The following is a 23024-nucleotide window of genomic DNA, read 5'->3' as shown; positions in this document are numbered from 1 at the left end:
CGCCAATATGGAACCATGTCTCGACATCCGCGGTTTGAGCGCCGTGCTGCCCAACGGCCAGCGCGTGCTGCGCTCGGTGTCGCTCACCGTGCAGCCGGGCGAGGTGCGCGCGCTGGTCGGCGAAAGCGGCGCCGGCAAGACGATGATCGGCAAGGCGGTGCTCGGCGTGCTGCCGAAAAGCGTGCGTGTCGTCGAAGGCGAGATGCTGATCGAAGGCGAGGATCTCGGCCGCCTCGATGCCAAGGCCCGACGGAACCTGATCGGCGCGCGCACGGCGCTGATCCCGCAGGATCCGCTGACCGCGCTCAACCCGTCGCGCCGCATCGGCCCGCAGATGACCGACCGGCTGGTGCGCACCCTTGGCTGGAGCGGCGAGCGGGCGGACAAACGCATCCGGCAATTGCTCGACGAGGTGCAGATCCGCGACCCCGAGCGCGTGCGGAAGAGCTATCCGCATGAACTCTCCGGCGGCATGCGCCAGCGCGTGCTGATCGCGGCCGCCTTCGCGGCGGAACCGAGGCTGATCGTCGCCGACGAGCCGACGACGGCGCTGGACGTCACCGTGCAGAAGCAGATCCTGCGGCTGATCGCGCAGTTGCAGCGCGACCATGGCACCGCGATCCTGTTCGTCACCCACGATCTCGGCGTCGTCGCCAAGATCAGCCAGAAAGTGTCGGTGCTCTATGCCGGCAAGGTGGTGGAGGAGGCCGAGACCGCTCAGCTCTTCGCCGCTCCGCAGCACGCCTACACGCGCGCTCTGATCGCGGCGACGCCGCGCTACACCGATCCATACGCGTCGCTGAAGCCGGTGGACGAGAGCGTGCTTGCCGGGCTCACGGCCGAGATCGCGGCCGCCGACAAGGACTGGAGGCCCGGCCATGGCTGAGCCGCTGTTTTCCGTGCGGGGGCTGAAAGTGGCGCTGCCCGACATGACGCGCAAGCCGCTGATCGGCCGGGCGCCGCTGGCGGAAATCCTGAAAGGGCTCGACTTCGACCTGCCCAAGGGCTCGGTCACCGGGATCGTCGGCGAGTCCGGCTCCGGCAAGTCGACGCTCGGCCGCGCCCTGGTCAGGCTGCTCGAGCCGAGCGCCGGCTCGATCAGCTTCGAGGGGCGCGACATCAGCCGTCTTTCGGAAGCCCAGTTGAGGCCGCTGCGCCGCGACCTGCAGATGATCTTCCAGGATCCTATGTCGTCGCTCAATCCGCGGCATACGATCTTCAACATCATTGCAGCCCCCTTGAGGCAGAACGGGCTTGGCGACAGGCTGAAGGAACGCGTCGCGGAAGCCCTGCAGCGCGTCGGCCTGCCGCAGAGCTTTGCCAGCCGCTACCGTCACGAGCTGTCGGGTGGCCAGCGCCAGCGCGTCGGCATCGCACGGGCGCTGGCGCTGTCGCCGAAATTCGTGCTGGCCGACGAGATCGTCTCCGGCCTCGACGTTTCGACGCAGGCGCAGATCCTGACGCTGCTGGAAAAGCTGGCGGCCGAGATGGGGCTGACGGTTGCCTTCATCAGCCACGATCTGTCGGTGATCCGGCGGCTCTGCCAACAGGTCATCGTCATGCGCGAAGGCAGGATCGTCGAGGCCAGCGTCACGGACGCGCTGTTCGACAACCCGAAGGAGACTTACACGCGCGACCTGCTCGCCGCCATTCCGCTGCCGGAGATCGATCCGGACTGGCTGCGGCCCAAGGCGCCGGCATGAAGTGAGCTTCGATAGCCGCACGCCGACCAGCGGGCCTCGGATGTGCGCAAGGACAAGTCAGCCCGCCAACGGAGGGTGACATGAAATACGCAATCCAGGCAGCGGTCCTCGCGGCCTCCTTGTTCGGCGCAATGGGAGCGGCATCGGCGGATTCGATCCCCGGCATGCGCGGGCACGACCATACCGGCATCACCGTGCCCGACATGAAGCAGGCCGTCGATTTCTTCACCACTATCGTCGGCTGCAAGAAGGCGATGTCGTTCGGCCCGTTTGCCGACGACAAGGGCACCTTCATGCAGGACCTGCTCGGCGTCGATCCGAAGGCGGTGATCGAGGAGATCACCTTGGTCCGCTGCGGCACTGGATCGAACATCGAATTGTTCAAATACACCGCGCCCGACCAGAAGGACCTGACGCCGAAGAACAGCGACATCGGCGGCTTCCACATCGCCTTCTATGTCGACGACGTCGCCGCCGCGAAGGCCTATCTCGACGGCAAGGGCGTGAAGACCAGGCTGGGACCGTTGCCGGTGAAGGAAGGTCCCGCGGCCGGCCAGACCATCCTCTATTTCCAGGCGCCGTGGGGCCTGCAGCTCGAAGCGATCAGCTACCCGCAGGGCATGGCTTATGAGAAGGATGCGGAGACCGTGTTGTGGAGCCCGAAGGATCCGACCAAATGACCTCAACCGCCCCTGCCCAAACCATCGTTCAATTGTAAAACTTTAAGCTTGAAATAATTTTCCTTGGGCGCGATACTGATCGTTGGAGATCGTCGGCTTTGCCGGCGACTCCTGAGCGAAGAGGAGATCGCAAGACATGAAGGTTGCGGTTCTCGGCGGCGGACCGGCCGGACTCTATTTTGCCATCTCGCTCAAGCTGCGCGATGCCGCGCATGATGTGACAGTCTATGAGCGCAACCGGCCGGACGACACGTTCGGCTGGGGCGTGGTGTTGTCGGCGGAGACGCTGGAGAACCTGACCAGGAACGACCCGGTCAGCGCGGTCTGGATCAAGAAGCATTTCGCCTATTGGGACGACATCGCGGTCATCCATGACGGCGTGCGCACCGTCTCCTCCGGCCATGGCTTCTGCGGCATCGGCCGCAAGCGGCTGCTGATCCTGTTGCAGCGCCGCGCTCGCGAGCTCGGCATCAAGCTGCAGTTCGAGACCGAGATTTCCGACCCGAAACCTTTCATGGAAACGCATGACCTGGTGGTCGCGGCGGATGGGCTCAACTCGAAATCCCGGGCCACTTTCGCCGATGTGTTCAAGCCCGACATCGACACACGCAAGTGCAAGTTCGTGTGGCTCGGCACCACGCAGAAATTCGACGACGCCTTCACCTTCATCTTCGAGAAGACCGAGCATGGCTGGGTGTGGGCACATGCCTACCAGTTCGACAGCGAGACCGCGACCTTCATCGTCGAATGCAGCGAGCAGACCTGGGCTGCGTTCGGCTTCGGCCAGATGACGCAGCAGGAATCGATCGCGGTCTGCGAGCGCATCTTCCAAAAGCATCTCGGCGGCCACCCGCTGATGACCAACGCCAACCACATAAGGGGGTCGGCCTGGATCAACTTCCCGCGCGTCCTGTGCGAGCGCTGGTCGTACAAGAACCTGGCGCTGATGGGCGATGCGGCGGCATCGGCACATTTCTCGATCGGTTCCGGCACTAAGCTGGCGCTCGAAAGCGCGGTGGCGCTGGCCGACTATGTCGAAGCCGAGCCCAACCTCGAGGCTGCCTTCCGCAAGTATGAGGATGCGCGGCGCACCGAGGTGCTCAAGCTGCAATCGGCGGCGCGCAACTCTCTTGAATGGTTCGAGGAAGTCGAACGATATCTCGGACTTGATCCAGTTCAGTTCAACTATTCGCTGCTCACCCGCTCGCAGCGCATCAGCCACGAGAACCTGCGCCTGCGCGACGCCGAATGGCTGGCCGGCGCCGAGGAGTGGTTCCAGCGCAAGGCCGGAGCCGGCGGCAACATGTTGCGTCGCGCGCCGATGTTCGCGCCGTTCAGGCTGCGCGACATGACGCTCACCAACCGCATCGTCGTTTCGCCGATGGCGCAGTACAAGGCGGTCGACGGCTGCCCGACCGACTGGCATTTTTCCCACTATGCCGAGCGCGCCAAGGGCGGCGCGGGGCTGCTCTATATCGAGATGACCTGCGTCAGCCCAGAGGGACGCATCACGCCCGGATGCCCCGGCTTCTACAAACCCGAGCACGAAGTCGCCTGGAAGCGGCTGGTCGATTTCGTCCATGCCGAGACCGAAGCAAAAATCTGCGCGCAGATCGGCCATTCCGGCGCCAAGGGCTCGACCCGCGTCGGCTGGGAAGGAACCGACGTACCGCTCCCCTCCGGCAACTGGCTGGTGATGGCGCCCTCGGCCGTGCCATGGTCGCCGAACAACCAGGTGCCAAAGGCGATGGACCGCGCCGACATGGACATGGTCCGCGATCAGTTTGTCGCCTCGGCCGAGATGGCCGGGCGTTGCGGCTTCGACATGCTGGAGATCCATGCCGCGCATGGCTATCTGCTGTCGGCCTTCATCACACCGCTGACCAATCGGCGCACCGACGACTATGGCGGCTCGCTGGAGAACCGCATGCGCTATCCGCTGGAGATCTTCCACGCGGTGCGCGCGGTGTGGCCGGCGGAAAAGCCGATCTCGATGCGCATCTCGGCCAATGACTGGGTCGGCATCGAGGGCGTGACGCCGGCGGACGCGGTCGAGATCGCCAGGTTGCTACGCGAGGCCGGCGTCGATCTTTGCGACGTCTCGGCCGGACAGACCTCGATCGCCGCCAAGCCGGTCTATGGCCGCATGTTCCAGACGCCGTTCTCCGACCGCATCCGCAATGAGGTCGGCATGGCGACGATGGCGGTTGGCAATATCTACGAGCCGGATCATGCCAACTCGATCCTGATGGCCGGACGCGCCGATCTTGTGGCGCTGGCGCGCCCGCATCTTGCCGACCCCTACTGGACGCTGCATGCCGCGGTCACGCTCGGCGATCGCGGCGTCAAATGGCCGGATCCCTATCTGCCCGGACGCGACCAGATCTACCGGCTGGCCGAGCGCGAAGCGGCGGCGGGGCTGAAAGTATGAGCGCCGCGCGGACAATCGACGGCAAGCATGCGCTGGTCACCGGTGGCGGCTCCGGCGTCGGCAAGGCCATAGCGTTGGCGCTGGCGGAAGCCGGCGTGAACGTAACCATCTGCGGGCGGCGCGAGGCGGAGCTTGCCAAGGTGGCTCGCGCAAGCGACCGCATCCTCGGTATTGCCGCCGACGTCACCGACGAGGCGTCGATGGCGGCCCTTTATCAACAAGCCGAGGCCGGGCGCGGACCGTTCGACATCGTCGTCGCCAATGCCGGCATGGCCGGCAGCGCGCCGGCGCACAAGACGTCTTTGGCCGACTGGCAACGCACGCTCGACGTCAACCTCACCGGCGCCTTCCTTACGGTGAAGCCGGCGCTGGCCGGCATGCTCGGGCGAAAGGCAGGCCGAATTGTCTTCGTCGCCTCGACCGCTGGCCTGAAGGGCTACGCCTATGTCGCGCCCTATGTGGCCGCCAAGCATGGCATCGTCGGGCTGATGCGCGCCTTGGCCGCTGAGACGGCCAAGTCGGGCGTGACGGTCAACGCCGTCTGCCCCGGCTTCGTCGAAACCGACATGCTGGAGGAATCAATCCAACGCATCGTCGAGAAGACCGGCCGCTCGGTGGAAGAAGCACGGCAGAGCCTGTCGGCGACGAATCCGCAAGGGCGTTTTATTCAGCCGAACGAGGTCGCAGACGCGGTGCTGTGGCTGTGCAGCGATACGGCGCGATCGATCACCGGACAGGCAATCTCCATCTCCGGAGGCGAGACATGGTAGCGGGACCGACATCCACCGGGCCGGGCAAGGAGAGGCTGAGGCTCTGGATCAGGCTGCTGCGCGCCTCGCGCACCATCGAGGCCGAACTGCGCGAGCGGCTGAAGAAGGAGTTCGACACCACGCTGCCGCGCTTCGACGTGATGGCGGCGCTCTATCGCGTGCCGGAAGGGATGCTGATGAGCGACCTGTCGCGCTTCCTTCTGGTGTCGAACGGCAACGTCACCGGCATCGTCGACCGCCTGGTTTCGGAAGGGCTGGTGACACGCGCGCGCCGCAACGGCGACCGCCGCACCTCGATGGTGCGGCTGACCGAGGAAGGCGCCAAGTCTTTCGCGACGATCGCGGCCGTGCATGAGGGCTGGGTCGGCGAGCTGCTCGGCGGTGTCAGCGACGACGAAGCGCGGCAGCTCGCCGGCATGCTGAAATCGTTCCGCAGCAATTGGGAGGGACGCGAATGAGCGCCATGGCCAGGCTCAAGCCGAAGCATTTTCTCTGGGAGGTTGACGGCCGGGTCGCGAAAGTCCGGCTCGACCGACCCGAGCGCAAGAATCCGCTGACCTTCGACAGCTATGCCGAGCTGCGCGACATGTTTCGCGAGCTCGTCTATGCAGACGATGTCGACGCGGTGGTGTTCCTGCCCAATGGCGGAAATTTCTGCTCGGGCGGCGATGTCCACGACATCATCGGGCCGCTGGTCAAGATGGACATGAAGCAGCTGCTGGCCTTCACGCGCATGACCGGTGACTTCGTCAAGGCGATGCTGAACTGCGGCAAGCCGATCATTTCCGCCGTCGACGGCGTGGCCGTCGGCGCCGGCGCGATCATAGCCATGGCCTCTGACATCCGTATCGCGACACCGGAAGCGAAAACCGCGTTCCTGTTCACCCGGGTCGGCCTCGCCGGCTGCGACATGGGCGCCTGCGCGATCCTGCCGCGCATCATCGGCCAGGGCCGCGCCGCCGAGTTGCTCTATACCGGCCGAACCATGAGCGCTGCCGAAGGCGAACGCTGGGGCTTCTACAACCGCCTGGTCGCTGCGGCAGCGCTCGAAGCCGACGCGCTCGACATGGCGGCGCGGATCGTTTCAGGCCCGACCTTCGCGCATGGCATCACCAAGACGCAGCTCAACCAGGAATGGTCGATGGGTCTCGACCAGGCGATCGAAGCGGAAGCGCAAGCGCAGGCGATCTGCATGCAGACCGGCGATTTCGAGCGGGCGTACAAGGCGTTTGTCGCCAAGGAAAAGCCGGTATTCGAGGGGGACTAGATGATGATCGGTTTTCGCCCAGGCACCCCCCTCTGGCCTGCCGGCCATCTCCCCCGCAAGGGGGGAGATCAGATGTCACGACCGCTTTCGCCAATCATCACCGTGGCGGGAAGTGCGCCGCCGATGCAACGGCTAATCTCCCCTCTTGCGGGGGAGATGTCCGGCAGGACAGAGGGGGGTGGGAAGGACCGCGACCCAGGAGACTTTCTCCATGCCTGACCTTTCCTTCCTCTCCTGGCCCTTCTTCGAAGACCGCCACCGCCAACTCGCCGAACGCCTCGACGCCTGGTGCGCGAAGAACCTGCCCGTCGACCACCACGACGTCGATGCCGCCTGCCGGGAACTCGTCGCCAGGCTCGGCCGCGACAACTGGCTGAAGCCGACAGCGCTCGACCCGGCCAATCCCGGGCCGCTCGATGTGCGCACGCTCTGCATCACGCGCGAAACACTCGCCCGCCATGACGGGCTCGCCGATTTCGCCTTCGCCATGCAGGGGCTGGGCACTGGCGCGATCTCGCTGTTCGGGACGCCGGACCAGCAGCGCTGGCTTGTGAAGACGCGGGCGGGCGAGGCGATCTCGGCCTTCGCGCTCTCCGAGCCACGCTCAGGATCGGACGTCGCCAACATGGAGATGACGGCTGTCCGCGACGGCGACGACTATGTGCTTTCCGGCGAAAAGACCTGGATCTCCAATGGCGGCATCGCCGACCTCTATGTCGTGTTCGCCCGCACTGGCGAGGTGCCGGGCGCCAAGGGGATTTCCGCTTTCATCGTGCCGGCCGACACGAGTGGCCTCGGCATCGCCGAGCGGCTCGAGGTCATTGCCCCCCACCCGCTGGCGCGGCTCTCTTTCGACAATGTCCGCATCCCGGCTTCCGCCATGATCGGCAAGCCCGGCGACGGTTTCCGCATCGCCATGTCGGTGCTCGATGTCTTCCGCTCGACCGTGGGCGCGGCGGCGCTTGGCTTCGCGCGGCGCGCGCTGGACGAGAGCGTCAGGCGCGCCGCCGAGCGCAAACTGTTCGGCGCGCCGATGGCAGAGCTGCAGATGGTGCAGGGTCACATCGCCGACATGGCGCTCGATGTCGACGCCGCCGCGCTGCTCATCTACCGCGCCGCCTGGACCAAGGACATGGGCGCCGCCCGCGTCACGCGCGAAGCGGCTATGGCGAAGCTGTTCGCCACCGACAAGGCGCAGGAGGTGATCGACAAGGCCGTGCAGTTGCATGGCGGCGACGGCGTGCGCAAGGGCCATATCATCGAGAGCCTCTATCGCGAAATAAGGGCGCTGCGCATCTATGAGGGCGCCTCCGACGTGCAGAAGGTGGTCATTGCCCGGCAGGTGATGGGAGCGGCTTGAGCTGCCGGCGGGTCCTGTGAGTTTTTCGAACGCCATCATTGCAGGCGTTGTCTGTTTTTGGGGAGGCTAGACATGCACACCATCCTGCAGCCAGAGGGCTGGGCCAAACCGGTCGGCTACGCCAATGGCGTCGCCGCGCGTGGCCGGCTTGTCTTTATCGGCGGCCAGGTCGGCTGGAATGCCGAATGCAAATTCGAGACCGACGACTTCGTCGGCCAGGTGCGCCAGACGCTCGCCAATATCGTCGCCGTTCTGGCCGAGGCCGGCGGCGAGCCACAGCACATCACCTCGATGACCTGGTATTTCACCGACAAGGCCGAATATGTCGGCAACCTCAAAGGCATAGGCGAGGCCTATCGCGACGTGATCGGCCGGCACTTTCCGGCGATGGCGGCCATGCAGGTGGTGGCGCTGGTCGAGGACCGCGCCAAGGTGGAGATCCAGGCGACGGCGGTCATTCCGGAATAATCAGCTACGCAGCCCTGCCTGCTTGAGCAGCGGCAGAACGTGGTCGCAGAAATAGGGCAGTTCCTGCGTGTAGTTGACGAAGGACAAAGCGATGCCCTGATAGCCATGGCTGGCGATGGCAGCCATGTCGGCGGCGATCGTCTCGGGGGTGCCGATCAGCGGATAGGTTCCGGCGCCGCCGGCGAAGCGCTGGCGGTAGCGGTCATAGGCATGTGGGTCGTGCGACTGCGAGAATTCCTTCTTGCCGGCCATATGCGCGTCGACCGCTTCGTGATCGGCCATGGTGACGGCATAGCGCGTGTAATAAGCCTGCGCTTCCTCCATCGTCGGGCGGCACACCACATGCGCCACCGTGTAAACACCGACATCGCGGCCCGCCTTGGCGGCGCGTTCGCCGATATCGGCGACATGCTTGCCGGCGTCACTCATCTCCGAGAAGGTCGTGAACAGATAATCGCATCTGGCGGCGGCGAAATCACGGCCCGGGCCGCCGAAAGCGGCGTTCATGGTCACCGGGCGCGGCAGTTGCAGGCTGGCCGGCCGGCTCACCGCCTCCTTCAGGCGATAGTAGGCGCCCTCGTAATCGAGCGGCTCGCTCGACGCGTAAAGCCGCTCCAGGATCTCGATCCATTCCGCCGCCTGGTCGTACCCCTTCTCGACCAGCGGCGTGCCGAACATGCCGAATTCCTTCGGGTTCCAGCCGCAGACGATGTTGAGCCCCGCGCGGCCCTGGCTGATATGGTCGACCGTCGCCAGCGCCTTGGCGGCGTAGAGCGGGTGGACCAGCGGCACGTGCACGGTCATGAACAGGCCGATCTGCTCCGTGGCCGCGGCAAGGGCTGCCGCCCAGGTAAAGGTTTCGAACGAGAATTCGCGCACCTTGTTGCGGCCGCCGAAGCCGCGCCAGCGCGCGATCGGCAGCATGAACTCCAGCCCGGCTCGGTCGGCGATCTGCGCCGCCGTCAGATTGTCCTGCCAGCTCGCCGTCCAGCGCTCCGGCACATCGGTGATGGCGAGGCCGCCATCCGCATTGGTCGAGAACACGCCAAGCTTCAGTCTGTTCGGGCCATGCAGGGGATGCGCTTTGATCATCTTGGCAACTCTTGGGCGGGACGCCACACGCTAGGCCGGCGTGAAAATATTTCAAGCCTGAAATAGCTTCGCCTCGTCGTCGTTTGCGGGTATGGATTGGACAACATGAAAAAGGGATCGGCATGAGCGAGTTCCGCCAGAAATGCATCGGCAAGACCAACCTCGTCGGCTCCTTTGCCGCCATTCCGCATTCGGTCGCCGTCGAAGTGATGGCATCGTCCGGGCTCGATTTCCTGTGCATCGACTGGGAGCACGCGCAGATCTCGCGCGAGACGATCGAGAGCATGGTGCGGGCGGCCGACGTGCATCGCGTGCCGGCCATGGTACGCGTTCCCGGCCATGCGCCTGAGGCCATCCAGGCGGCGCTGGACAGCGGCGCGCAGGGCGTGCTCGTGCCGCGTGTTTCGACCGCAGAGCAGGCGGCGATGGCCGTCAAGGCCTCGCGCTATCCGCCGCTGGGCGAGCGCGGCGTCGGCCCCGGACGCGCCGCCGGCTATGGTTATCGCATTCCCGAATATCTTGCCGCCGCCAATGAGCGGATCGTCGTCGCGGTCCAGGTCGAGACGGCGGAAGGTCTCGCCAACATAGAAGCAATCGCGGCCGTCGACGGCGTCGATGTGATCTTCGTCGGCCCAGGCGATCTCTCAGTGTCGATCGATGCTGGTGGGCCGGCGGGCACGGACAAGCTCTCCCAGGCGATCAGGACAATCATCACCGCGACGGTGGCGCATGGCAGGACCGCCGGCATATTCTGCGCCAGCCCGCAGAATGTCGGCCGATGGGCAGCCAGCGGCGCGAGCTTCTTCGTGCTGGCCAGCGACACGATGTTTCTTGGCGCCGGTGCAGCGGCCAATTTTGCCGCGGCGCGCGATGAGCTGGCGCAAAACGGACGCGGCCTGGGGCGCATCAGAGGAGCCACAGGCACGCCGAACTTTTTAAGCTTAAAACTTTTGCCTTGAAATACGCGGCGCTTTGGATAGCATCCTTGATGGCGGCTGCCGCGGCAGAGGGGCTTTCCGGTCAGTCCGCCGTCGTGCTCCGGGTGGGAGGGGTTTCAGTCCTTGTCGTTTGTGTTGCCCCAATCGTCGTGCAGCGCGCGCTATGCCTTCGATGGCGTGCGCGCCCAGATTCGCGATCTGCACACGGAAAACATCGCCAATCTCGCGGTCCGCGCGCGGGAACTCGGCGATGTCATCGCGCTCTGGTACGGCGAAGGCGACGTGGTGACGCCGGCCTTCATCCGCGACGCGGCAAAGGCCGCCTTCGATGAAGGCCTGACCTTCTACGTCCCCAACATGCGTGGGCATGGCCCGCTGAATGAAGCGCTGTCGGAATACCAGACGCGCATCCATGGCCGCCCGATCCCGATCGCACGCACCACGGTAACGCCGGGCGGCATGCAGGCGCTGTATCTTGCCTTGGAGCTGCTGGTCGATACCGGCACCAATGTCGTCTATGTCGCGCCGCAATGGCCCAACATCCACAACGCCATCCACCTGATCGGCGGCGAGCCGCGGCCCTTCTCGCTCGACTTCAAGGATGACTGGCGGCTCGATCTCGATCGGCTGTTTTCGACCTGCGACGCGCGCACCCGCGCCATCTTCCTGTCGACGCCGTCCAACCCGACCGGCTGGACCGCGTCGCGCGAGGAGATGCAGGCGCTGCTGGATTTCAGCCGGCGCACCGGCATCTGGATCATTTCCGACGAGGTCTATGGCCGGCTTTATTTCGACGGCGACGTCGCGCCCTCGATCTTGCAGATCGCCGAGGACGGCGACCGGGTGCTGTCGGTCAACAGTTTTTCGAAAGCCTGGGCGATGACCGGCTGGCGCATCGGCTGGCTGACGCATCCGTCGGGTGTGGCCGACCAGCTCGGCGCCATGACGCAATATATCAACAGCGGCACCGCGGCGCCGATTCAGGCCGGCGCCGTCGCGGCGATCCGCCAGGGCGAACCGCTGGTCGAAGAGATCAGGCAGCGGATCAGGACCGGCCTCGACCTTGCCTATGACCGGCTGACGCAGATCCCGGGCGTCATTCTGCCAACTAAACCGCGCGGCGGCATGTATGCATTCTTCGCTCTGGAAGGCGAAGCCGATGCAAGGCAGGCCTGCACAAAAATCCTGGAGACGGCGCGCGTCGGACTGGCGCCCGGCCATCTCTTCGGCAGCGCGGCAACGCCGTTCCTGCGCATGTGTGTTTGCCGGGACCGCGACCAGATTGCGACAGCGCTCGAGCGCATGGTCGCCGCCATGAATTGACGCCCCGCTGGGAGGCGGGACGGCAACAAACCGTGCGGGGCAAGCCCCGCCCGATCGACAACAGAGGGAAGACCCAGAGGGAAAACCAAATGAGCTTTACGCGTCGCAATTTGCTTCTCATGGCCGCCGCCATCGGCATCGTCGCCGGCCCGGCCACCGCTTATGCCGCCGATGTGCTCAACGTCGGCGCCTACCCGACCAATCCGCCTTTCGAATACAAGAACGAGAGCGGCACTTTCGAAGGGTTCGAGGTCGACATCGTCAACGAAGCGGCCAAGCGCATCGGCATGACCACCGATATCGCCGATCTCGGTTTCCAGGCGCTGTTCGCAGCTGTCAGTTCCAAGCGCATCGATGTTGCGATCTCCTCGATCACAATCACCCCGGAGCGGTTGAAGACGCTCTCCTTCAGCCAGCCCTACTATGATTCCGACATGGGCATCGCCACCAAGACCGACAGCGCGATCAGCAAGGAAGCCGATCTCAAGGGCAAGGTCGTCGGCGTGCTCTCCGGCTCGACCGGCGAGACCTGGGTCAAGGACCACCAGGCAGCCGACGGCTTCAGCGACGTGAAGGGTTACGACACGCAGCAGAACCTGTTGCTCGATCTCAGCGCCGGCCGCGTCGATGCCGCGGTCAGCGACATCCCCGGCATGCAGTACTCGTTCCAGAAGATGAAGGACCTCGTCGTCAAGGAACGCATCAAGACCGGCGAGCAGTATGGCTTGATGATGAGCAAGGACCATCCGCTGCTCGGCAAGCTCAACGACGCGCTGACGGCGATGAAGAAGGACGGGACGCTGGCCGCGATCCACAAGAAGTGGTTCGGCAGCGACGCGCCGGCAGATTCCTCGACGGTCAAGGAAATGCCGCTGCCCAAGGCCTGAGCGGCCACCGGCAAAACGAGCGACGTGCCGGCTCCAAAGGCCGGCACGTCTTGTTTGACGAGTGACGTCCCCGGACCACCACGCTTTCGGCTAATCCGATTTCGACAGTCCGGGTCCTGTCAGGGCATCGCATGACGCAACACGGTCCGGGAACGCTCCCATGTCGCTGATCGACACCTTCTTCAATCCCGAGGTCATTGCGTCCAGTTTGCCGGCGCTGCTGCGCGGCTTCCTCAACACGCTGCTGCTCGGGATCATGAGCATCGTCATCGGCATCGCGGTCGGGCTGGCGATCAGCCTGGTGCGGCTCTACGCACCAAAGCCGCTGCGCTGGCTCGCCATCGGTTATACCGACATCTTCCGCGCCCTGCCGGTGCTGGTGGTGCTGATCCTGATCTATTACGCGCTGCCCTTCCTGGGCATCCGCCTGTCGTCCTGGGCATCAGCGGTGACCGCATTTGCCATCATCATGTCGGCCTATTCGGCCGAAGTGTTCCGCTCCGGCATCGAAAGCATTCCGAAGGGCCAGTTCGAGGCGGCGCAGGCGCTCGGCCTGCCGTTCATGCTCACCCTGCGCAAGGTCGTGCTGCCGCAGGCGATCCGCGTCGTCATCCCGCCGATGACCAGCAACTGCGTCTCGATGTTCAAGGATACCTCGCTCGCCTCGACGGTGGCGCTGCCGGAACTTCTGAAGGAAGCGACCAACGCGCAATCGCTCTACGCCAACCCCTCGCCGCTGATCGGCGCCGCGCTCGTCTACCTCATCTTCCTCTGGCCGATGGTCCGTCTCGTCAGCCTGCTCGAGCGCCGCTTCAAGGACGAGAAAGCGCGCTGACCGCCATCGATACCCATCCCCCGTCCAAGCCCTTCGCAGGAGCGTCCCCCGTGAACAAGCACCACACCGACAACACCAACGCCGCCGCGTTCCCGGTCGAAAAGATCCGCGCCATGTTTCCCGCCTTGCAGCGGGCCGGCGATTTCATCTTCATGGACAATGCCGCGGGCGCGCAGATCCCGCAAAGCGTGCTCGACGCGGTGACCAACCATCTGGTGGCGCACAATGTGCAGCGCGGCGGCCGCTATGGGCGCAGCGTCACCGTCGACCAGTCTGTCGCGACAGCGCGCGAGAGCGTCGCGCTCCTGATCAACGCCTACAGCCCGTCGGAAATCTGCTTCGGCATGAACGCCACCTCGTTCATCCGCCTGGTCAGCCTCGGCATAGGCCAGATGCTTGCCAAGGACACTGATGGGGGGCGCGACGAGATCATCGTCACCGACATGGATCACGACGCCAATATCGCCACCTGGCTGGCGCTGGAGCCGGCGGGCGCCAAGTTCAAATGGTGGCGCATGCGCGAGGACGGCAATCTGCATGTCGACGACCTCAAGCCGCTGGTGTCGGAGCGCACGCGCCTCGTCGCCTGCACGGTGACGGCGCATTCGATCGGCTCGATCGTCGACGTCGCTTCGGTGGCGAAGATCGCGCATGCGGCCGGCGCCGAAGTGTTCCTCGACTGCGTGCATTACGGCCCGCACGGGCTTATGGACGTGCAGGCCTGGGACTGCGACTATCTGGTCTGCTCCGGCTACAAGAATTTCTCGCCGCATATGGGTTTTCTCTGGGGCCGCTTCGACACGCTGAAGCGGCTGCCGACCTTCCGCGAGGATTTCATTCCGGACGAGCCGCCTTACAAGGTCGAGGCAGGCACCTTCATCTACGAGAACGTGTCGGGCATGGACGCGGCGGTGCGCTACCTGGAATCGATCGGCCGCAATTTTCTGCCCGAAAACAACCGCTCGCGCCGCGACAACATCGTCGCCGGCATGAACGCCATCCGCGACTACGAGCTGATGCTGGCGCGCGAGATGCTGAAGGTTCTCAAGGATTGCAATGCCACGATCTACGGCGTCGCCGACGAGGCGCGCATCACCGAGCGCGTGCCGACCTTCTGCTTCAACATCGGCAAGCTGTCGCCGCAACGGATCGTCGAGGAAATGGCGGCGATGCAGATCGGCATCCGCGACGGCCATATGTATGCGCCGCGGCTGATGAAGCGGCTGAACCTCTCGATGGACAGCGGCGCGATCCGTGCCTCGCTGGTGCATTACAACACGGTGGAGGAAGTGCACAAATTCGGCGAGGCATTGCGCGCGATCATCGCGAAGCTTTCGTAGGCGAGGGCGCACTGGGCTCAGCGTCGTCATCCACGGGCGGAGCAAGGAGCGAAGCGACGCGCGCAGACCCGAGGATCCATGCCGTGACATACGAGCGCCGCTCACGGTGCAGAATTCTGCTCCGCCTGCGCCTTTCGAGTGAGGTAACGGCATGGATTCTAGGGTCTGCGCGCCGCTTCGGCGGCGCTCCGCCCTAGAACGACGACCTCTGGGCTAGCGCCCTTTACGAGGACGAAGCAGACCGTCAGGCCGCCTTCTTCTTCGCCAGCCTCGCCTTGATCGAGGCGATGTCGGCGCGCGGCGTCGCGGCGAACAGCGTCTTGGTGTAGGCGTGCTTGGGGTCGGAGAAGACCTCGTCGCGCGGGCCGTATTCGACGGCTTCGCCGAAATACATCACCATCACGTCGTCGGCGATGTAGCGGACCACCGACAGATCGTGGCTGATGAAGACATAGGTGAGTTGGAACTCGTCCTGCAGGTCGGCCAGCAGGTTGAGCACCTGCGCCTGCACGGACAGATCGAGCGCCGAGACCGGCTCGTCCAGCACCAAGAGGCTCGGGTTCAGCATCAGCGCGCGCGCAATGGCAATGCGCTGGCGCTGGCCACCCGAGAACATGTGCGGGTAGCGGTTGTAATGCTCAGGTCCCAGCCCGACCTTCTTCAGCATCTTCATTGCCAGGTCGCGCCGTTCCTCGGCCGGCTTGTCGGTGTTGATCAGCAGCGGCTCGCCAAGCACGTCACCGATCTTCTGGCGCGGATTGAGTGAGCCATAAGGGTTCTGGAAGACGATCTGCACCTTGCGGCGCATTTCCTTGGTGAGTCCGTCCCTGGCGATATCGACCTTGTTGCCGTCGATGAAGAGCTCGCCGGACGTGGCCGGATCGATCAGCGTGATGATGCGGGCGAGCGTGGACTTGCCGCAGCCGGACTCGCCGACGATCGCCAGCGTCTTGCCCTTCTCGACGCTGAAGGAAACGCCCTTCACCGCATGCACGGTGCGCGCGCCGCGGAACAGGCCGCCGCCGACATGGTAGTCGCGCTTGATGTTCTTGCCTTCGACGACCTTGGTCATGCGCCGGCTCCCGAAGGTGCGGCCTCGAACAGCATGTCGGTCACGGTCGGCAGCCGGTCGCCCACGGCGTTTTCCGGCAGCGCCGAAAGCAGCGCGCGCGTGTAGTTGCTCTTCGGCGATTCAAACAGCGACAGCACGTCGGCCTCTTCCATCTTGCGGCCCTTGTACTGGACGATGACGCGGTCGGCGGTCTCGGCCACCACGCCCATATTGTGGGTGATCATGATCAGGCCCATGCCGTATTTGGCCTGCAGCGAGACCAGCAGATCGAGGATCTGCTTCTGGATGGTGACGTCGAGCGCAGTGGTCGGCTCGTCGGCGATGAGAAGCTTCGGATTGCAGGCGATCGCCATCGCGATCATGACGCGCTGGCACTGGCCGCCCGACATCTGGTGCGGGAAGGAATTCAGCCGGTCGGCGGGATCGGGAATGCCGACCTGCTTGAAAAGCTCGATGGCGCGCGCCCGGCGCTTGGCCTTGTCCATGCCCATGTGGAAGCGCAGAACTTCCTCGATCTGGAAGCCGACGGTGAAGCAGGGATTGAGGCTGGCGATCGGCTCCTGGAAGATCATGGCGATGTCCTTGCCGATGATCTTGCGACGGTCGGCCGGGCTGATCTTCAACAGGTCGCGGCCGTTGAAGCTCATGCGGTCGGCGGTGACGGTCGCCGTCCATGGCAGGAGCCCCATCACGGCCAGCATCGACACCGATTTGCCGGAGCCGGATTCGCCGACAATGGCGAGCACCTCGCGCTCGTCGACATGGAGCGAGACGCCGTCGACGGCGCGGAACGGGCCGGACGCGGTCTGGAATTCGACGACGAGGTTCTGGATGTCGAGCAGCGCCATCACGACCTCCTGAGCTTGGGATCGAGCGCGTCGCGCAGGCCGTCGCCGATCAGGTTGATGGCAAGCACGGTGATGAGGATGGCGAGACCCGGGAAGGTCACGACCCACCAGGCACGCAGGATGAATTCGCGCGCCGTGGCGAGCATGGTGCCCCATTCCGGCGTCGGCGGCTGGGCGCCGAGGCCGAGGAAGCCGAGCGCGGCGGCCTCCAGGATGGCGTTGGAGAAGGACAGCGTGCCCTGGACGATCAGCGGCGCCAGGCAGTTGGGCAGGATGGTGGCGAGCATCAGCCTGAGATGACCGGCGCCGGCGACCTTCGCCGCAACGACATATTCGCGGCCTTTCTCGGCCATGACGGCGGCGCGCACCAGGCGGGCGAAATGCGGCTGCAGCACCAGCGCGATCGCCAGCATGGCATTGAACAGGCCCGGGCCGAGGATGGTGACCAGAACCAGCGCCAGCAGCAGCGACGGGAAGGCCAGGATCAGATCCATGACGCGCATGATCGCGACGTCGACCCAGCCGCGGAAATAGCCGGCGAGCAGCCCGAGCGTGATGCCGCCGGTGAGCGCCAGCGTGACGACGACCGCGCCGATGAGCAGCGAGAAGCGCGCGCCATAGAGAAGGCGCGAGAGGATGTCGCGGCCGACCGGATCGGTGCCGAGCAGATATTGCGTCGAGCCGCCGTCCTGCCAGGCCGGCGGCCTGAGGAACGCGGTCTTGTCCTGCACGTCCGGCGCATAGGGCGCGAGCAGCGGCGCGGAGAGCGCGGCCAGCACCAAAAGGATGAAGACGAACAGGCCGATGACGGCGCCGCGGTTCACCGAGAAATAGTGCCAGAAGGTCTTGAACCCGGTGAGACGATCCGGGTTGCCGGCGGCCATCGGGGCGATTTCTGTCTGGCTCATTTATGCCGCCCTGATGCGTGGGTTGATGACGGCATAGAGCACATCGACGATGAGGTTCACCGCCATGACGATGAGCGCGATCAAAAGCAGGCCTGACTGCACGACGACATAGTCGCGCTTGGATATGGATTCGACCATCCACCTGCCGATGCCGGGCCACGAGAAGATCGTTTCGGTAAGGATGGCGCCGGCGAGCAGCGTACTAACCTGCAGGCCGATAGTGGTGACCACCGGGATGAGTGCATTGCGCAGCGCATGCACACCGATAACCCGGGCCGACGAGAGGCCTTTGGCGCGGGCAGTCCGTACATAGTCCTCGCTCAGCACCTCGAGCATGGCCGAGCGCGTCTGGCGGGCTATCACAGCCAGCGGAATGGTGCCGAGCACAATTGTCGGCAGCACCAGATGGCGCAATACCGAACGGAATGCAGCCCACTTGCCGTAGATCAAAGTGTCGATGGTCATGAAGCCGGTGATCGGCTTGAAGAAGTACTGCAAGTCGATGCGGCCGTTAACTGGTGTCCAGCCAAGATAACCGGAGAAAAAGATGATCAGTAGCAGGCCCCACCAAAAGATCGGCATGGAATAGCCGACGAGCGCCGTGCCCATCAGCGACTGGTCGAACCACGAGCCACGCTTGACGGCCGCGAAGATGCCGGCCGGAATGCCGAGCACCATGGCGAAGATCATGGCGAAGAAGGACAGTTCCAGCGTCGCCGGGAAGAGCGTCTTGAACTCCTCGATCACCGGGCGCTTGGACGAAATGGAGACGCCGAAATCGCCGGTGGCGACCTCACCGACATAGCGCGCGTACTGCTCCCAGATCGGCAGATCGAAGCCGAACTGTTGCTTGAGCTCTTCGTAGCGGGCGGGGGCGACGCCATGCTCGCCGGCCATGGCGAGGATCGGATCGCCGGGCAGGAGCCGGACGAAGGCGAAGGCGCAGATGGTGATACCGACCAGGGTCGGAATCAGGAGGGCGATTTTGTTGAGAAGATATCGGAGCATCGTCGAATTGAAGGGGGCGGCGCCAAAAGTTGCGCCGCCCCGTTCGCAATATTATTCGGCCTTGTCAACGCCGTCGAAGCGATGAATGCCGAGCGGGTCCATCTTGAAGCCGCTGACATTATTACGAACAACCGCGTAAACCTGGCTGTGGGCGAGCAGGAAAGCCGGAGCCTCCTTGGCGAAGATCACCTGCGCCTGCTCATAGAGCTTGGTGCGCTCGGCCTGGTCGCTGGTCTTCTTGGCCTTCTGGATCAGGTCCTCGAAGTCCTTGTCGCACCAGCTGGAGTAGTTCGAGACGCCGATGGCCGAGCAGGCGAACAGGGTGGCGAAGAAATTGTCCGGATCGCCATTGTCGCCGGTCCAGCCGATCTGGAAGGCGCCGGGACGGTCCTTCTTCTTGCCTTCGGCGCGATACTTCGTCCACTCGTAGTTGACGATCTCAGCCTTGACGCCGACCTTGGCCCAGTCGGCCTGGATCAGCTCCGCGGCGCGCTGGAAGTTCGGGTTATACGGGCGGACGCGGTCGGAAGCCCAGAGCTGGATTTCCTTCAGCCCGGCAGCCTCGAGCACCTTCTTGGCCTCATCCGGATTGTAGGCGTCGGTCTTCACGTCCTTGTCCCACGACCACATGGTCGGCGGGATCAGGTTCTCGGCGGGCGTGGCGCCGGCGTCCTGGAATAGCGACTTGATCAGCGCTTCCCGGTCGATCGCCTGGTTGAGCGCATGGCGCACTTCCGGCTTGTCGAGCGGCGGGATCGTGGTGTTGTAGCTCATATAGCCGATGTTCAGGCCTGCCTGGTCGAGCAGGGTGACATCCTTGTTGGCCTTGATCGTGCCGATGTCGGCCGGGTTCGGATATGGCGCAACGTCGCATTCGCCAGCCAGCACCTTCTGGATGCGGGCGGTGGCGTCAGGCGTGATGGCGAAGACGAGATCGTCGATCTTTTCCTTGCCCTTGAAGTAGTCCGGGTTGGCTGCGTAGCGGATGACCGAATCCAGCTGATAGTCGACGAACTGGAACGGACCGGTGCCGATCGGCTTGGTCGAGAAGTCGGCCATCTTGCCGTCCTTCTGCAGCTGGTCGGCATATTCCTTCGACACGATCGAGGCGAAATCCATGCCGAGATTGGCCAGCATCGGCGCGTTCGGCTCGGTCAGCGTCAGCTTGACGGTGAGGTCGTCGACCTTCTCCCACTTGGCGACATATTTCGGCATGTCCATGCCGGTGTAATAGTCCCAGGTGAGGTTCGGCAGATACTTGTCGCCGTTCCAAGGATTCTCCTTGTTGAACTGGCGATCGAAGGAGAAGACGACGTCATCGGCGTTGAGGTCGCGCGTCGGCTTGAAATAGTCGGTGGTCTGGAACTTCACACCCGGATGCAGGTGGAAAGTGTAGACCAGACCGTCGTCGGAAATTTCCCACTTGTCGGCGAGACCAGGCTCGATCTCGGTGCCGCCATGCTTGAATTCGACCAGTCGCGAATAGACGGTGCGCGAGGACGCGTCGAAGTCGTTGCCGCCGGTCGTCGTGCCGGGATCGAAATTGGCCGGCGACGCTTCCGAGCAATAAACGAGCGTCTTGGCACTGGCCACGCCGCTGAGGACGCTTGCAGCCAGCAACGCGGCTGCAAAAGTCATTGTCTTTTTCATTGAGCACTCCCTGATTTTCTCTCAAGCCCCTCTATCAGGCTCGCGAAGGGCGCATATAAGCACCGTTTCTTCGCCTTTGGAACACCTCGCATGCGTACCCCACGGGAAGCAGGAAAAGAATCTAGATTGTGCTCCAACAGTAGAAAGAACGAGCATTATTTTCTCCTCGCAACATTGTTAACGACAGGATTTTTTTGTTGATCGGCTGTCTCGGGAAACGAGCCCATGAGGCGGCGCTGCTGGAGGTCCGCCTGCCCTCCCGGGAGGCCCTCGAGGTCTGGATTTCGACGGCAAATCTTTCCTCGCATTTGCCGCTGCAGCAAGGCTTGCACGGTCGCGGATAGAGGCAATACATAGATGGCGGGCGGGATTTCCCGGAAAATCCGGACCGGCGTGGAGGACGCTTCTTGCGGAAGCGGGCGCCCAGATCGAACGCGACAGGGAGAGACAGGTGGCAAAAGCAGCCAAGACAACAGCTCCGGCGAAAAAAAGAGATAAGGCCGGCCCGGAAAGCAATACGCCCAGGGGTGCCAAGGCTGCCGCCGCATCGAAGCCGAAGGCAGCCGCAAAGCGTGCCGCCGCCAAACCCGCAGCCGCAAAGACCAAGGCCGCAGCCGCGAAAGTTGACAAGCCGGCAGCCACGAAAGCAGCAGCCGTGAAGCCGGCCACTGCTAGACCTGCCTCGAAGGGCTTGCCGAAGGCTATCACCGAACTCACGGTCGGCCTGCCGGAAAAGCCGTGGCTGAAAAGCTATCCGAAGAACATGCCGGCGGAGATCGGCGCCCTGCCCTACAAGTCGATCGGCGAGTTCCTGGTCGGCGCCTGCAAGCAATTCGCCGGGCGGCCGGCCTTCGTGTGCATGGGCAAGTCGATCACCTACGCCGAGCTCGAGCGGCTGTCGGCCGCGTTCGGTGCCTATCTGCAGGCAAGAGGCCTGGAGAAGGGCGCGCGCGTGGCGCTGATGATGCCGAACGTGCTGCAGTATCCGGTGGCGCTGATGGCAGTGCTTCGCGCCGGCTACACGGTGGTGAATATCAACCCGCTCTACACGCCGCGCGAACTGGAACATCAGTTGAAGGATTCCGGCGCGCAGGCGATCGTCATCCTCGAGAACTTCGCCGGCACGCTGCAGGCGGTCATCGCCAGGACGCCTGTGAAGCATGTCATCGTCGCGTCGATGGGCGACATGCTCGGCGGCCTCAAGGGCGCCATCGTCAACTTCGTCGTGCGGCGGGTGAAGAAGATGGTTCCGGCATGGTCGCTACCCGGCCATGTCAAGTTCAACGCCGTGCTCAAGACCGGCGCGACCATCGCCTTCAAGCCACCGACGGTCTCCGGCGACGACATCGCCTTCCTGCAATATACGGGCGGCACCACCGGCGTCTCGAAGGGCGCTGTGCTGCTGCATCGCAACGTGCTTTCGAACGTGGCGCAGAATTCGCTGTGGGTGGAGGACGCCTATGCGGTGAAGCCCAAGCCGGCGCATCTCAACTTCATCTGCGCGCTGCCGCTCTATCATATCTTCGCGCTTACGGTGAACGCGCTGATGGGCATGCAGCAGGGCGCGCAGAACGTGCTGATCCCCAACCCGCGCGACATTCCGGGCTTCGTCAAGGAACTGTCGAAATACCCGATGCACATCTTCCCCGGCCTCAACACGCTGTTCAACGCGCTGCTCAACAATGAGGAGTTCCGCAAGCTGGACTTCAAGCCGCTGATCCTGACGCTGGGCGGCGGCATGGCGGTGCAGAAGGGCGTCGCCGAACGCTGGAAGGCGCTGACCGGCTGCCCGGTGAGCGAAGGATACGGGCTTTCCGAAACATCGCCGGTGGCGACCGCCAACAAGTTCAGCTCCAGCGACTTCACCGGCACGATCGGCCTGCCGCTGCCTTCGACCGAGATCGCCATCCGCGACGACGACGGCAACAACGTGCCGCTCGGCGAGGTGGGCGAGATCTGCATCCGCGGCCCGCAGGTGATGGCCGGCTACTGGAACCGGCCCGACGAGACGGCCAAGGTGATGACCAAGGACGGCTTCTTCAAATCCGGCGACATGGGCTTCATGGACGAACGCGGCTACACCAAGATCGTCGACCGCAAGAAGGACATGATCCTGGTCTCCGGCTTCAACGTCTATCCCAACGAACTGGAAGAAGTGGTGGCGCATCACCCCGGTGTGCTGGAAGCGGCAGCGGTCGGCGTGCCGGACGAGCATTCCGGCGAAGTGCCTAAATTGTTCGTGGTCAGGAAGGATCCGGCGCTCACCGTCGAGGCGCTGATGGCTTATTGCCGCGAGAACCTGACCGGCTACAAGCGGCCGAGATATATCGAGTTCCGCACCGAACTGCCGAAGACGCCGGTCGGCAAGATCCTGCGTCGCGCGCTGCGGGACCAGGCTTGAGAGATAGCACGGCCAACCTGAGGCGAGAGCCGGCGAAAGTGCT

At 64.2% G+C, this 23024-nt stretch carries 21 protein-coding genes; 15 read left to right on the top strand and 6 right to left on the bottom strand.

Annotated elements, in window-relative coordinates; translation table 11 throughout:
* The first annotated feature begins 7 nt into the window (after nt 1-7).
* From CK230_RS14350 to CK230_RS14305, 9 genes are all read left to right on the top strand, one after another.
* On the top strand, nt 8-886 hold the full coding sequence (locus CK230_RS14350) for an ABC transporter ATP-binding protein (protein WP_245429910.1): 879 nt from the start codon (nt 8-10) through the stop codon (nt 884-886).
* Nucleotides 879-1703 carry an ATP-binding cassette domain-containing protein gene (locus CK230_RS14345; protein WP_095817803.1) on the top strand — a complete coding sequence of 275 codons (825 nt, stop codon included), beginning with the start codon at nt 879-881 and terminating at the stop codon, nt 1701-1703. The genes CK230_RS14350 and CK230_RS14345 overlap by 8 nt, the downstream gene beginning before the upstream one ends.
* 80 nt (nt 1704-1783) lie before the next feature.
* Complete coding sequence (locus tag CK230_RS14340) at nt 1784-2383, top strand: VOC family protein (protein ID WP_095817802.1); 600 nt, start codon at nt 1784-1786, stop codon at nt 2381-2383.
* Nucleotides 2384-2519: 136 nt separating this feature from the next.
* A complete protein-coding gene (locus tag CK230_RS14335) occupies nt 2520-4814 on the top strand; it encodes a bifunctional salicylyl-CoA 5-hydroxylase/oxidoreductase (protein ID WP_095817801.1) in 2295 nt (764 codons plus the stop codon).
* On the top strand, nt 4811-5584 hold the full coding sequence (locus CK230_RS14330; RefSeq protein WP_095817800.1) for an SDR family NAD(P)-dependent oxidoreductase: 774 nt from the start codon (nt 4811-4813) through the stop codon (nt 5582-5584). The genes CK230_RS14335 and CK230_RS14330 overlap by 4 nt, the downstream gene beginning before the upstream one ends.
* Nucleotides 5578-6042 carry a MarR family transcriptional regulator gene (locus CK230_RS14325; protein ID WP_095817799.1) on the top strand — a complete coding sequence of 155 codons (465 nt, stop codon included), beginning with the start codon at nt 5578-5580 and terminating at the stop codon, nt 6040-6042. The genes CK230_RS14330 and CK230_RS14325 overlap by 7 nt, the downstream gene beginning before the upstream one ends.
* Nucleotides 6039-6851 (top strand): enoyl-CoA hydratase family protein, encoded by an 813-nt coding sequence (locus tag CK230_RS14320; RefSeq protein ID WP_095817798.1) that lies wholly within the window; start codon nt 6039-6041, stop codon nt 6849-6851. The genes CK230_RS14325 and CK230_RS14320 overlap by 4 nt, the downstream gene beginning before the upstream one ends.
* A 211-nt stretch (nt 6852-7062) precedes the next feature.
* On the top strand, nt 7063-8211 hold the full coding sequence (locus CK230_RS14310; protein ID WP_095817796.1) for an acyl-CoA dehydrogenase family protein: 1149 nt from the start codon (nt 7063-7065) through the stop codon (nt 8209-8211).
* 72 nt (nt 8212-8283) lie between these two features.
* Nucleotides 8284-8679, top strand: coding sequence for a RidA family protein (locus tag CK230_RS14305; protein WP_095817795.1), 396 nt, complete (start codon nt 8284-8286; stop codon nt 8677-8679).
* Here CK230_RS14305 and CK230_RS14300 read toward each other — a convergent pair whose 3' ends face one another.
* A complete protein-coding gene (locus CK230_RS14300) occupies nt 8680-9771 on the bottom strand; it encodes an LLM class flavin-dependent oxidoreductase (RefSeq protein ID WP_095817794.1) in 1092 nt (363 codons plus the stop codon). It lies immediately after the preceding gene.
* A 122-nt stretch (nt 9772-9893) separates the two neighbouring features.
* On the opposite strand from CK230_RS14300, the gene CK230_RS14295 reads away from it, so the two are divergent.
* The 5 genes from CK230_RS14295 (at nt 9894) to CK230_RS14275 (ending at nt 15094) form a co-directional block, all read left to right on the top strand.
* Nucleotides 9894-10730 (top strand): HpcH/HpaI aldolase/citrate lyase family protein, encoded by an 837-nt coding sequence (locus CK230_RS14295; protein WP_095817793.1) that lies wholly within the window; start codon nt 9894-9896, stop codon nt 10728-10730.
* Nucleotides 10731-10841: 111 nt separating this feature from the next.
* Nucleotides 10842-12032, top strand: coding sequence for a pyridoxal phosphate-dependent aminotransferase (locus CK230_RS14290; RefSeq protein ID WP_245429919.1), 1191 nt, complete (start codon nt 10842-10844; stop codon nt 12030-12032).
* A gap of 89 nt (nt 12033-12121) precedes the next feature.
* Nucleotides 12122-12919, top strand: a complete 798-nt coding sequence (locus CK230_RS14285; RefSeq protein ID WP_095817791.1) for an ABC transporter substrate-binding protein — start codon at nt 12122-12124, stop codon at nt 12917-12919.
* 160 nt (nt 12920-13079) lie between these two features.
* Nucleotides 13080-13754: an amino acid ABC transporter permease gene (locus CK230_RS14280; RefSeq protein ID WP_095817790.1), complete on the top strand. Its 675-nt coding sequence runs from the start codon at nt 13080-13082 to the stop codon at nt 13752-13754.
* A 50-nt stretch (nt 13755-13804) separates the two neighbouring features.
* Nucleotides 13805-15094 (top strand): cysteine desulfurase-like protein, encoded by a 1290-nt coding sequence (locus tag CK230_RS14275; RefSeq protein ID WP_095817789.1) that lies wholly within the window; start codon nt 13805-13807, stop codon nt 15092-15094.
* A gap of 244 nt (nt 15095-15338) precedes the next feature.
* On the opposite strand, the gene CK230_RS14270 is transcribed toward CK230_RS14275, so the two are convergent.
* Genes CK230_RS14270 through CK230_RS14250 form a run of 5 tightly spaced genes read right to left on the bottom strand, consistent with a single transcriptional unit; the run spans nt 15339 to nt 20580 of the window.
* Nucleotides 15339-16166 (bottom strand): dipeptide ABC transporter ATP-binding protein, encoded by an 828-nt coding sequence (locus CK230_RS14270; protein WP_095817788.1) that lies wholly within the window; start codon nt 16164-16166, stop codon nt 15339-15341.
* Nucleotides 16163-17014 (bottom strand): ABC transporter ATP-binding protein, encoded by an 852-nt coding sequence (locus CK230_RS14265; protein ID WP_095817787.1) that lies wholly within the window; start codon nt 17012-17014, stop codon nt 16163-16165. The genes CK230_RS14270 and CK230_RS14265 overlap by 4 nt, the downstream gene beginning before the upstream one ends.
* Nucleotides 17014-17898 (bottom strand): ABC transporter permease subunit, encoded by an 885-nt coding sequence (locus CK230_RS14260; protein ID WP_245429918.1) that lies wholly within the window; start codon nt 17896-17898, stop codon nt 17014-17016. Before CK230_RS14260 ends, CK230_RS14265 begins: the two co-directional genes overlap by 1 nt.
* A 24-nt stretch (nt 17899-17922) precedes the next feature.
* Nucleotides 17923-18930: an ABC transporter permease subunit gene (locus CK230_RS14255; RefSeq protein WP_095817785.1), complete on the bottom strand. Its 1008-nt coding sequence runs from the start codon at nt 18928-18930 to the stop codon at nt 17923-17925.
* 51 nt (nt 18931-18981) lie between these two features.
* Complete coding sequence (locus CK230_RS14250) at nt 18982-20580, bottom strand: ABC transporter substrate-binding protein (RefSeq protein WP_095817784.1); 1599 nt, start codon at nt 20578-20580, stop codon at nt 18982-18984.
* A gap of 451 nt (nt 20581-21031) precedes the next feature.
* Between CK230_RS14250 and CK230_RS14245 the strand changes: the two genes are divergently transcribed.
* Nucleotides 21032-22981, top strand: a complete 1950-nt coding sequence (locus CK230_RS14245) for a long-chain fatty acid--CoA ligase (RefSeq protein ID WP_095817783.1) — start codon at nt 21032-21034, stop codon at nt 22979-22981.
* Nucleotides 22982-23024 lie beyond the last annotated feature (43 nt).

Source organism: Mesorhizobium sp. WSM3859, from assembly GCF_002295065.1.
GTDB lineage: Bacteria > Pseudomonadota > Alphaproteobacteria > Rhizobiales > Rhizobiaceae > Mesorhizobium.
The sequence above is the reverse complement of the archived record's forward strand: the minus strand, read 5'-3'. Positions and strand labels throughout refer to the sequence as shown.

What these genes read in the sequence shown, in the direction of transcription:
- CK230_RS14305 (WP_095817795.1), top strand. Translation starts at nt 8,284, where the DNA reads ATGCACACCATCCTGCAGCCAGAGGGCTGGGCCAAACCGGTCGGCTAC.
- CK230_RS14310 (WP_095817796.1), top strand. Translation starts at nt 7,063, where the DNA reads ATGCCTGACCTTTCCTTCCTCTCCTGGCCCTTCTTCGAAGACCGCCAC.
- CK230_RS14340 (WP_095817802.1), top strand. Translation starts at nt 1,784, where the DNA reads ATGAAATACGCAATCCAGGCAGCGGTCCTCGCGGCCTCCTTGTTCGGC.
- CK230_RS14255 (WP_095817785.1), bottom strand. Translation starts at nt 18,930, where the DNA reads ATGCTCCGATATCTTCTCAACAAAATCGCCCTCCTGATTCCGACCCTG.
- CK230_RS14295 (WP_095817793.1), top strand. Translation starts at nt 9,894, where the DNA reads ATGAGCGAGTTCCGCCAGAAATGCATCGGCAAGACCAACCTCGTCGGC.
- CK230_RS14345 (WP_095817803.1), top strand. Translation starts at nt 879, where the DNA reads ATGGCTGAGCCGCTGTTTTCCGTGCGGGGGCTGAAAGTGGCGCTGCCC.
- CK230_RS14320 (WP_095817798.1), top strand. Translation starts at nt 6,039, where the DNA reads ATGAGCGCCATGGCCAGGCTCAAGCCGAAGCATTTTCTCTGGGAGGTT.
- CK230_RS14265 (WP_095817787.1), bottom strand. Translation starts at nt 17,014, where the DNA reads ATGGCGCTGCTCGACATCCAGAACCTCGTCGTCGAATTCCAGACCGCG.
- CK230_RS14260 (WP_245429918.1), bottom strand. Translation starts at nt 17,898, where the DNA reads ATGGCCGCCGGCAACCCGGATCGTCTCACCGGGTTCAAGACCTTCTGG.
- CK230_RS14300 (WP_095817794.1), bottom strand. Translation starts at nt 9,771, where the DNA reads ATGATCAAAGCGCATCCCCTGCATGGCCCGAACAGACTGAAGCTTGGC.
- CK230_RS14250 (WP_095817784.1), bottom strand. Translation starts at nt 20,580, where the DNA reads ATGAAAAAGACAATGACTTTTGCAGCCGCGTTGCTGGCTGCAAGCGTC.
- CK230_RS14270 (WP_095817788.1), bottom strand. Translation starts at nt 16,166, where the DNA reads ATGACCAAGGTCGTCGAAGGCAAGAACATCAAGCGCGACTACCATGTC.
- CK230_RS14285 (WP_095817791.1), top strand. Translation starts at nt 12,122, where the DNA reads ATGAGCTTTACGCGTCGCAATTTGCTTCTCATGGCCGCCGCCATCGGC.
- CK230_RS14330 (WP_095817800.1), top strand. Translation starts at nt 4,811, where the DNA reads ATGAGCGCCGCGCGGACAATCGACGGCAAGCATGCGCTGGTCACCGGT.
- CK230_RS14350 (WP_245429910.1), top strand. Translation starts at nt 8, where the DNA reads ATGGAACCATGTCTCGACATCCGCGGTTTGAGCGCCGTGCTGCCCAAC.
- CK230_RS14280 (WP_095817790.1), top strand. Translation starts at nt 13,080, where the DNA reads ATGTCGCTGATCGACACCTTCTTCAATCCCGAGGTCATTGCGTCCAGT.
- CK230_RS14325 (WP_095817799.1), top strand. Translation starts at nt 5,578, where the DNA reads ATGGTAGCGGGACCGACATCCACCGGGCCGGGCAAGGAGAGGCTGAGG.
- CK230_RS14335 (WP_095817801.1), top strand. Translation starts at nt 2,520, where the DNA reads ATGAAGGTTGCGGTTCTCGGCGGCGGACCGGCCGGACTCTATTTTGCC.